Annotated in this window: 8 protein-coding genes; 5 read left to right on the forward strand and 3 right to left on the reverse strand. The window is 36.6% G+C overall.

What is annotated here, in order from left to right; translation table 11 throughout:
• Positions 1–8: 8 nt before the first annotated feature.
• The 3 genes from EGX95_RS29135 to hemL form a co-directional block, all read right to left on the reverse strand.
• A complete protein-coding gene (locus EGX95_RS29135; RefSeq protein ID WP_000765784.1) occupies positions 9–1097 on the reverse strand; it encodes an aromatic acid exporter family protein in 1089 nt (362 codons plus the stop codon).
• A 260-nt stretch (positions 1098–1357) separates the two neighbouring features.
• The gene (locus tag EGX95_RS29140) at positions 1358–5794 is read right to left on the reverse strand and encodes a glutamate synthase-related protein (protein WP_000932998.1); all 4437 of its coding nucleotides are present in this window, start codon (positions 5792–5794) and stop codon (positions 1358–1360) included.
• Positions 5795–5992: 198 nt separating this feature from the next.
• The gene (gene hemL / locus EGX95_RS29145) at positions 5993–7297 is read right to left on the reverse strand and encodes a glutamate-1-semialdehyde-2,1-aminomutase (RefSeq protein WP_000260535.1); all 1305 of its coding nucleotides are present in this window, start codon (positions 7295–7297) and stop codon (positions 5993–5995) included.
• A 121-nt stretch (positions 7298–7418) separates the two neighbouring features.
• Here hemL and EGX95_RS29150 point away from each other — a divergent pair, with 121 nt between their 5' ends.
• From EGX95_RS29150 to bcp, 5 genes are all read left to right on the forward strand, one after another.
• Positions 7419–8432, forward strand: a complete 1014-nt coding sequence (locus EGX95_RS29150) for an ABC transporter ATP-binding protein (protein ID WP_000843646.1) — start codon at positions 7419–7421, stop codon at positions 8430–8432.
• The gene (locus EGX95_RS29155) at positions 8425–9216 is read left to right on the forward strand and encodes an ABC transporter permease (RefSeq protein ID WP_000521517.1); all 792 of its coding nucleotides are present in this window, start codon (positions 8425–8427) and stop codon (positions 9214–9216) included. Before EGX95_RS29150 ends, EGX95_RS29155 begins: the two co-directional genes overlap by 8 nt.
• Before the next feature lie 4 nt (positions 9217–9220).
• Positions 9221–10006, forward strand: a complete 786-nt coding sequence (locus EGX95_RS29160; RefSeq protein ID WP_000639354.1) for an ABC transporter permease — start codon at positions 9221–9223, stop codon at positions 10004–10006.
• Between the two features lie 72 nt (positions 10007–10078).
• Entirely contained in the window at positions 10079–10483 is a 405-nt protein-coding gene (locus tag EGX95_RS29165) for a potassium channel family protein (RefSeq protein ID WP_000964353.1), read from the forward strand.
• 44 nt (positions 10484–10527) lie between these two features.
• Entirely contained in the window at positions 10528–10983 is a 456-nt protein-coding gene (bcp, locus tag EGX95_RS29170) for a thioredoxin-dependent thiol peroxidase (protein ID WP_000633716.1), read from the forward strand.
• The last annotated feature ends 123 nt before the right edge of the window (positions 10984–11106 follow it).

The following is an 11106-nucleotide window of genomic DNA, read 5'->3' on the forward strand; positions in this document are numbered from 1 at the left end:
GCTGTTTTTTATTCGTCTTCTTTTTTATCATCGATTTTGAGTTCTGCTTCTGGTTTATGGTATGTGTAGAAGCTATCCACAAGTAAATCTAAATGCTCTACTTCTTCACTATAGTTAATAATAGCAGAAATAAGAGGGAAGAGATGTAGCCATGTTTTATATGCCTCTTCATCATCCTTGTTTTGATATTCCATAAAGATATCAATTAATTCCTGTTTACCTGTTTCAACTTCATCAAGCATTTCAACAGATTGTTGTTTTTTTGCTTTACCAATAAATTTTAATAAAACTTGTTCATGATAATGTGTTAATGAATCAAGTTCGTTCTGAATAGATTCCTGGAATTCTTCTGGCATATAGCGCAGTTCGTTTTCAGTACGATGTAATGATTTTAACGTACTTAAAGCACGACTTGTTGTCGCTAACATTTGTCTGAATAAAACAAGCTTACGAATTTTTGCGAACTTTACTTTTTTCGTATAGCTTCTTTCTTCTTTATACAGCAAATAGTAATGGTTTAGTTTGATCATTTTTTCTTTCATACGATCAATATCAGTTTTTAATGTTGTAAAATCAGAAGCTTGCCTGCTATTCATTCGAATCCATTTTACAATTTCTTCTGTATTATCAACGATGCGATGATATAACTTTGTTTCGTATTTTGGCGGCATAAACACTAAATTTACAAGTGAAGCCGCAATAATTCCAACCATAATCGTCGCAAATCGAAGTAAGGCAAAACTAAAGAAATCTTCACCTTGATACTCCATAATAGCGATAACTGTTACTAAAGCAATTGATATTGTGTTTTCTAATCGTAATTGCAATGTAAGAGCAATTACTAATATACATGTTAATCCAATAATAAAAGGATTATGTCCAAAAGCAGTAGCGAATGCGATAGCGAATACCGCACCAATGACGTTTGCTTGAATTTGTTCAAGTGCAGTTAAATACGAACGGTATACAGACGGTTGAACAGCGAAGATAGCTGAGATTCCCGCAAATACTGGACTCGGTAAGTTAAGTAAAATACAAGCAAATAAAGCTAATGTGATGGCAATACCCGTTTTTAAAATGCGAGCACCAAGTTTCATACCCTTAATAAGATCCTTTCTCTTGTCATAATGAATGTACAACATGATACTATACATTCATTACAATATGTTAGCAAGTGATATTTTAGTGACGTTAATAAGAAATTAAGATTCATTTTATACTTTTTCCTAATTCTTTTTAAACATCAATTTTTAGTAAAAAAACCTGCTGAATTTCAGCAGGTTTCAAATTGTTACTATAGATTACTATGAGAAGTGTACTTCGTCAATTTTTTTCTTGAAGATGAAAATTAGGCATATCACTCTGTTGAGATAGATGGATCAGCCTGCTCTTTTTTCGGGATGATTTCAAAAAACTGTTGCTGCATATCATCGAATAACGGTGTCAATAAAGCAACTTCCTCGTATTGCTCATGTTCATTTAATACACGGATATAATCTAGTAATAACTCGGTCACATCTTGCACACCATTTTTACTAAGTGGTTGTAATGTAACATTTGCTCCTTTTGCGATTCTTCTTTTTAAGGCCTGTTCTGTTAAACCTAAGCTTGAATCATGGCGTAAATAAACAACACCGCCAGTCATACCAGCGCAAATCCATGGACCAGGATCTCCTAAAACAAGCGCGCGCCCATTTGTCATATATTCAAAAGCGAAACCTTTAATATTAGAGTATGCTCCTATATTCCCTTGTTCTTTTTCGCGGAGTGGCTTTATCATGCGTCCGCCAATTATCATGTCTGCTCCAGAGAGGCGAATGCCAGCGCGAGCATCAGCGTTACCTTGAACGTATAGCGCCCCTTTTTGTGCACCGTATCCAAAACCTTTTCCGACAGAACCGTTATAATATAGACCATCTTTTCCTTTTGCTTTCGTTATATAAATACCACCACCAAAGGAGGTTTTACCAATACCATCTTGTGCGCCGCCGTTTACGTGTATAAATAAGTTCTCACTATTGTAAGCACCTAATCCATTTCCAGGAATCGAGCCATTCGTATACTTTAATGTAAGTGGTTCAAGCTTCGTGTCTTCATATAATTTACTACGAACGCGATAACAAGATTCTAGACCACCCATAACGCGTTGCTCTACGCCAACGCCTACTAATTCTTTTGAATGAGGAGAATGAATTGTTTCAAATTGTTTTTCTAGTACGTGTTCTGTTTTTGTACCAGATGGATGTTCTATCGTTTGTAGTAAATTACATAAGTTTAATAAATTTTTGCCTCGAACTTGTTCTAATAAATCGGAACGCCCGACAATTTCTTGTAAATTTGTATAGCCGAGATTTCCTGTTAATCGTTTTAGTTCTTCGCCAAAAGTAGTGAATAAATGTAATAATCCAGCCACGGCGCTTTCTAATTCACGCGGGACGAAGCGGCGTAATCCGTGTTCTTTCGCTTGAGCTTCAGATTCAATCTGTGTTGCGATTCCAACGTGGCAAGTATCTAGATGACATCCGCGGCAAGTTGTACAGCCAATTGCAATCATGGATAATGTACCAAATCCAATGCGGTTTGCTCCAAGGAGCATAATTTTCAAGGCATCATTCACACTTCGAATACCACCATCAGCCCAAATTTCTACTTTATGTCTCATATTTGCTTCTAATAAAGCATTGTGAGCGGCTTTCACACCAATTTCTACAGGAAGCCCTACATGTTGCAATGCGTGAATACGTGCGGCACCTGTACCACCATCAAATCCGCTAATGTTAATAAAATCAGCACCAGCTTTAGCAATACCGACAGCAATTGTTCCAATGTTAGGGACGACAGGAACTTTTACAGCTACTTTTGCAAGTTGATTAGCCGTTTTAATTTCTGTAATCATTTGAGCTAAATCTTCAATGGAATAAATATCATGATTGTTAGAAGGTGAAATTAAATCAGAGCCAATTGTAGCATTACGCGCTTCAGCGATTTTGGCTGTTACTTTTGAACCTGGCAAATGTCCACCTTCACCAGGCTTGGCACCTTGCCCAATTTTTATTTCAATTAAGTTTGATGAATTGAGTAGTTCGGCGTTTACGCCAAATCGTCCGGACGCGATTTGTTGTCCACGTGTATGTGGATATTTTCCAATCATATCTTTAATTTCGCCGCCTTCACCGTTCAAACTAATCATATTTAGCTGATCGGCTGCTTCTGCATATGCACGAAAGGCAATTTCATTTTGAGAACCGAATGACATGGAACTAATAATAAATGGTAAATCATGATTTTGAATACTGATGGACACTTCTTCAGCCGCAACGACATGTTTTGTTTCTTTCGTTTGAACAAGATGTCTAATTGCGATTGGGTTATTTTCTTCTAATTCACTTAATTTTTCACGGTAATCATCATAAGAGTTTCCCTTTGCAACATCGCCGATTGCTTTCCAAATTCGCGGGAATATATGAAAAGATTTTCGCATTCTAACTTTAGGATTGTTATAATCGTTCGCTCGCATTTGTGCATCTTCAGCAAGTGATTCAAGAGAAAAAGCTAAATCATTTGAACCTAAGAAATTTGTAATTTGCAATATATTTGCGATTTCTTCATGTAACCCGATAGAAGAATAGAGGCGACCGTAACCACGCAATTCATGAATTCCAATTGTTGAAATGACTTTTTCCAGTCCTTTATTAAGTGCATGATATAAATTCGTAATTGGTGTTTTTGTCCCATCATTTACGGTTGCAAATAGTAAATATGGATTGATACTATCTGCTCCTAATCCATACAGTGTGACGATATCGTGTAAGGAGCGAAGGGCACCAGAACGTATAACGAGAGAGCAGTTTCGGCGTAATTTATTTTCGCTTAATACTTGATGTACTTTCGCGGTAACTAAATGAGGATCAATCCATAATCGTCCATTTAGGTGAGCATCAGCATCGTCTATTAATAATAGGGAAGCTCCATCGTTCACGGCTGTTATCGCTTCAGAGCTAATTCGACTTAAGGCACATTGTAAAGTTTCTGCCTGACTGAATGTAGCAGAGATTGTAGCGATAGAGCTATGAGTATTGAATAGTTGTATAAGTTGCTCGTACGTAATTGTGTGTAATTCTTCTACAATAGATTGTGCTACACTTCCTTCTAAAATGATTGGGGAAAGCATCTCAACTACAAATGGCTGTTTAGCATCAGCCAATAAACTTGGACGTTTGCCAAGTATCGTTCGTGTGGAGAAGTGTTCAACTTCTCGATCGCGATCGATTGCTGGATTTGTAACAACAGCTACACTTTCCTTAATGAAGTCAGCGATATTTCGTCTATCAGTATCAAGTGCAGCGAGTGGTGAGTCATGCCCAAGTGAGCGAATTGGTTCAACACCTTTTGTTGCCATCTGTTCAAGAAGCTGAATATGTTCACGATCCCATCCGAAAGCAACGTATTGTTTTGTGTCAACTTGCATAGAATCACATAATCCTTGGATTTCTTTCGTTTCAGGGGTAGATAAGTTTAAATGATAATCTTTAGTATCCACTCGTTTTTTAAAACGGTCATATACTTGAGCTTGGTATTTGTCATATTCATAAAGAACAAGCTCATCTTGTTCATTCCACTTTAGTCCGACTTTTTCCCCTGGAGCGAGTGGTTTTGGTTCTGCTACATATTCAGTTGGGGATACAACTCCAGGTTCAGAAGAGAAAATATAAGAGCTTTCTGTCTCTACTTTCCATACTGGTCGTAGCCCAAGGGAATCCACGCTGAAAACAGCTTCATCTTTATAACGTGAAATGATGCCGGCTGGACCTTGTGCAAAATGGCCCCATGCTTCACGTATATACGTATATAAATCTTGTAAATGTGGTTCATAAAGTTTAATTTCATTAATAATTGGCGGGAATAGTATATCCATTGCTTCAAATAAACTGTAGTTGTATTGAACAAGTAGAGTTTCTAAGGTGCGGTTTAAATCTTGGGAGTCACTGCCCCCAGCAGTAAGTGGAACGTGAATCATTTCAGCTTGATCGCGTAATTTTGCAATTGTGTTAATTTCACCATTATGTCCGAGGATACTAAATGGTTGTACACGAAAGAAGTTAGATAATGTATTAGTAGAATAGCGATTATGTCCTAGTGTCATAGTTGAAGCAATAAGTGGGTGTTGTAAATCATTGTAATAGGCAACAAGTGTATCCCCAGCACCGAGAACTTTATATACAACGTGATCACGACTTAAGGAAGCAACATGAATCGCTTCATTTTCTTCTATTTTTATCGTTACTGTAAATAATGTTTGCTCAATATTTGTAACTTCATTTTCTGCGATAAGAGCAACTTGCCAAAATAAAGGTTCTTCTTGTTTACCAAGTGGACCGAGTGCATCGGAGTTTATTACATCATCACTTTCGAAAAGAATTGCAAAGTTTTCGTTGTTTAGTTGTGTACGAATATGATTTTTTAAATTAACTATATTTTCGTTTTTGTTTAGAAAAAAATGTCCAACGATAAAGTGGGGATGATCCACGATCGTTGGATTATATCCGCTACTTTTTAATTTTTCATTCCAAAGTGATTTTGGTACATCAATGTGAATACCGATTCCATCGCCTTCGCCATTAATGAAACCAGCTCTATGATTCATTTTGACGAGCGATTGTATGCAAAGGTCAATATTTTCTTTTGTAGGAATTTTTCGTTTCTCCATAACGGAAACGATTCCACACGCATCGTGTTCCGCATTTTTGTAATCTCGAAATAAAGACGGTGTCCATGTGTTTGTTTTATTGAGCATCCGTCAATCCCCCCTCTTATGAAAGTTTGAATAATCTTACTATTTGAGGCGTGAGCAGCCTTGTATACAAAGATAGTAAGGATATAAAATAAAATTAAACAGATAATTATGAATAATTATACTATTAATGAGGGATTTATGAAATAGAAAAAAGGAAAAAAGAAAGGTGTGCTTTCTTTTTTCCTTTTAATGGCAGGGTTATTTATTGTTTGCTAAAGCAGCAAATGCTCTACCTACAGCTTCAATTGTATATTCAATATCTTCTTTTGTATGTTCTGTCGTTAAGAACCATGCCTCGTATTTAGAAGGTGCTAAGTTAATTCCTTCTTGCAGCATAAGCTTGAAGAATTTACCGAACATTTCTCCGTCTGTATCTTGTGCTGCATCGTAATCTTCAATTGTATTTGTTGTGAAGTATACAGTTAAAGCGCCTTTTAGGCGGTTTAATGTAATATCGATATTATGTTTTTCAGCCTGCTCTAAAATTCCTTTTTCAAGCATTGCACCAAGTTCATCTAATTTTTCATAAAGCCCTTCTTGTTGAAGAACTTCTAGACAAGCAATACCAGATGCCATAGAAGCAGGATTTCCTGCCATTGTACCAGCTTGATATGCAGGTCCAAGAGGGGCAACTTGTTCCATAATTTCTTTCTTACCACCGTAAGCACCGATTGGAAGTCCGCCGCCAATAACTTTACCAAGCGCTGTTAAGTCTGGTGTTACGCCAAGTAAGTCTTGAGCACCACCGTACATGAAGCGGAAAGCAGTAATAACTTCATCATAAATTACTAGTGCACCAGCTTCGTGAACAAGTTCATTCACTTTCTCAAGGAAGCCAGGTTTTGGCTCTACAATACCGAAGTTTCCAACGATTGGTTCTACAAGAATAGCTGCTACTTCATGTCCCCATTTATCTAATGCTTCTTTTAAAGTTTCTACATTATTAAATGGAACGGTAATAACTTCTTGAGCGATACTTTGTGGTACACCCGCTGAGTCAGGAGTTCCTAGTGTAGAAGGGCCAGATCCAGCTGCTACAAGTACTAAATCAGAATGACCGTGGTAACAACCAGCGAATTTCATAATTTTTGTGCGGCCTGTGTAAGCGCGAGCGACACGAATTGTTGTCATTACAGCTTCAGTACCAGAGTTTACGAAGCGAACTTTATCTAATGCAGGCATTGCTTCTTTTAACATTTTTGCAAATTTTACTTCTAGCGCTGTTGGAGTTCCGTAAAGTACACCATTTTCAGCAGCTGTTGTAATTGCTTTTGTAATGTGCGGGTGAGCATGTCCAGTAATAATAGGACCGTATGCTGCTAAATAATCGATATATTTATTTCCGTCTACATCCCAGAAATAAGCACCTTTTCCACGTTCCATAGCAACAGGAGCGCCGCCACCAACTGCTTTAAAAGAACGAGAAGGACTATTAACACCGCCAACGATATGTTCTAAAGCTTCTTTATGTAATGCTTCTGATTTTGTGAATTTCACTACCATTCATCTCCTTACAAAAATCTATGTATTATTCTAACATGTTTTTCGAAAAGACGTATTGTTTGTGATAGAGAAGGCAGTTGGGTAAACTATTCGTTGTGACATTTAGGAAGGGGGTCCGGTTATGAAATCGGTAATTGAGGTACAAGGGTTACGTAAAGAATTTACAGCCTATTCAAGTCGTCCGGGTTTAAAGGGTGCATTTCGCGATTTATTAAATCGTAATTATAAAATAGTACCAGCAGTAAATGATGTATCTTTTACTGTGAAACAAGGTGAAATGGTTGGATATATCGGTGAGAACGGTGCCGGTAAATCAACGACAATTAAAATGCTTACGGGAATTTTGACTCCGACATCAGGAGACATTTTAGTAAATGGGATGAACCCACATAAGCAGAGGGAAGAATTTGTAAGAACAATTGGTGTTGTTTTCGGTCAACGCTCGCAACTGTGGTGGGATATTGCCGTGCAAGAATCGTTTCGTTTATTAAAAAAAGTGTACGGTGTATCAGACGCTCAGTATAAAGAACATATGGAGCACGTGATCGAAACGTTAGATATTGGTCCTTTATTAGATAAGCCAGTTCGAAAGCTATCTTTAGGTCAAAGAATGCGTTGTGAATTAGCGGCAGCATTAATTCATAATCCGCCGTTATTATTTTTAGATGAACCAACAATTGGGTTAGATGTACTTGTGAAATTGAAAATACGTGAATTTTTAAAAGAAATGAATGAACGTTATAAAACAACGATTTTATTAACAACTCATGATATTACTGATATTGAAGCTTTATGTGAGCGCGTTATCATGCTGGATGAAGGCAATATTATGTATGACGGTTCTTTAAATAATCTTCGTACGCAGTGGGGAGCAGAGAAAGAAATACATTTTCAGTTTGTCGCACCAGTTTCTTATCAGGATTTATCAATGGTTATGCCAGATAGTCATGTCGTTTGGTCGAAAGCGAAAGAGGAAAACGCGTGGATTGCCAAAATACCGAATGAAGAAGTTATTATTTCAATGCTTATTTCTAAAGTGGTACAAGCCTTTCAAATTAAAGATTTAAAAATTAACGAAGTGTCTACAGAGGAAATTATTCGTAACATTTATGAGGAAGGTATTAAACATGGGTAAGTACATTGAAATGATTCGAATTCGCTTTTTAATGATGCTTGCGTATCGTACAAACTACTATAGCGGGATTTTAATTTATACAATTAATATCGGCGCATATTATTTTTTGTGGCAAGCAATTTATAGCGGAAAAGAGAATATTGAAAGTTTATCTATTTCGCAAATGACTACGTATATCGCAATTGCGTGGATGGCACGTGCTTTTTATTTTAATAATATAGACAGGGAAATTGCGATGGAGATTCAAGAAGGACGTGTAGCGGTAGAACTGATACGTCCATATAACTATTTAGGGATGAAAGTGATGCAAGGTCTTGGTGAAGGAATATTTCGCTTTGCCTTCTTTTCAATTCCGGGTATGGTCATCGTTACCTTATTATTTTCATTGCAAATTACAACGAACTTTCAAACGTGGTTATATTTCTTCTTATCTTTAATATTTAGTTTTATTATTAATACACAAATTAATTTAATGACGGGAATGCTCACATTCTTCTTGTTTAATAATAGCGGAATTATGTATGCAAAACGTGTTGTTATTGATTTGTTTTCAGGTCTATTATTACCAATTAGCTTTTATCCGTTATGGGCCCAAAAGGCAATGATGTTTTTACCGTTTCAGGCTATTAGTTATATTCCGAGTATGATTTTCTCAGAAGGTATACAAGGAAGTAAATTGTATGAGGCATTATTATTCCAAGTAATTTGGGCCATTGTACTTATTATTCCGATTGTACTCATGTGGAGAACGGCGAGAAAACGTCTAATTGTACAAGGGGGATGATGAGATGATATATATAAAACTATTTTTGCAATATGCAAGTCAATATATAAAAACAAAATTGGAGTATCGGGGCGATTTTATCGTTGGGTTACTTTCTGATTTATCACTACAGGCTGTTAATTTAATCTTTATTCTTGTTGTGTTTGGACATACGCAAGCATTAAAAGGTTGGAGTAGAGAAGAAGTCATCTTTATTTATGGTTTCTTTTTAGTGCCGTTTGCCATTTTCTCAGCTTTCTTTAACATATGGGACTTTAATGATCGTTACATTATTAAAGGAGAAATGGATCGCATATTAACGAGACCGATTCATAGTTTATTTCAAATTATTTTAGAAAGAATGGAGCTTGAATCTTTAATTGGAGCGATTACGGGAATGATTGTAATGGGCTACGCAGCAGTGGAGTTGCAATTATCTTTTTACTGGTACGATATCTTCTTATTCTTGTTGATGGTAGGAGGGGGCGCACTTGTATACGGAGGGATATTTGTTACGCTTGCAAGTCTTGGTTTTTGGTCGGACGCGAAAAGTTCGATTATGCCGCTAATGTATAACATAGGGAATTATGGCCGCTATCCTGTTAATATTTATAACCGTGTGATTCGCTTCATTTTAACGTTTGTCCTACCATTTGCGTTTGTCGGAGTGTATCCAGCAGCGTACTTTTTAAGAAAAACAGAGTGGAATAGCTATGCATTTGCAACACCGCTCGTTGGTGTTATCTGTTTTACGATTGCAATTACTCTTTGGAATCAAGGGGTAAAAAGGTACCGTGGTGCAGGGAATTAATTATAAAAGCTTGTTTGTTTCTAAGGGATAAATCTAATGGCTGTCTCATACATATAAAATGAGGTGGAGGACATGTTATGGGGATTTATTCTATTAATTGCAGCAATTGCTATTTTGAGGAGTGTCCAATTATTATGGAGTTCCTATTCGGATTCAACGCGTTTTTTTTCGCTGTATAATTTAGCTACATTATTTTGGATTTATACAACAGTATTGATTGCATTTGGATTAAGTTACGTTGTATTAGAGGAAATGGGTTTTGCAGTTTTGAAAGAGGATGGAGAAAGTTTAAACGCTCACTCTTTTCAACTGGTTGAAATTTGTTTATATTTTAGCGCAGTTACTTTATTGTCTGTTGGATATGGTGACATATCTCCGATTGGAATTGGGCGATGGATTGCGATTGGAGAAGCGCTAATTGGATATACATTACCGTTTGCTTTCGTAATGAGGTCTGTAACAGACAATGAAAAATAAGGAAGCATTTGTTATAGTAAAAGAAAAGAGTAGGAGTGATAACAATGATCACAGTAGGAGAAATGGCTCCAGAATTTACATTAGAGGGAAGTAACGGGGAACAAGTTCGCTTGGCTGATTTTCGTGGTAAAAATGTAGTTCTATATTTTTATCCGAAAGATATGACTCCAGGGTGTACAACTGAAGCATGTGATTTTCGAGATGCATATGGATTATTTCAAGAGAAGGACACAATTATTCTTGGTGTAAGCCCTGATTCAGCGAACAGACATCTGAAGTTCATTGAGAAGCATGAACTTCCATTTGTACTTTTAGTAGATGAAGATCATAAGGTAGCGGAATTGTATGATGTTTGGAAGTTGAAAAAGAACTTTGGGAAAGAGTACATGGGAATTGAGCGCTCTACATTCCTTATTAATAAAGACGGTGAGCTTGTAAAAGAGTGGCGTAAAGTGAAAGTGAAGGGACATATTGAAGATGTTCTTTCTTATATAAAGTAAATCCATTGTGGAGATAAAATATATAGAAGTAAGGCGAGTGTCTATACATATTTTATTGTCTTACATAAAGTGAAGTGTAGGGCATACCTCCTCAGATGATAGTATTCCAAGTGCGATTATGTC

The organism is Bacillus sp. FDAARGOS_527 (genome assembly GCF_003812125.1).
Taxonomy (GTDB): domain Bacteria; phylum Bacillota; class Bacilli; order Bacillales; family Bacillaceae_G; genus Bacillus_A; species Bacillus_A paranthracis.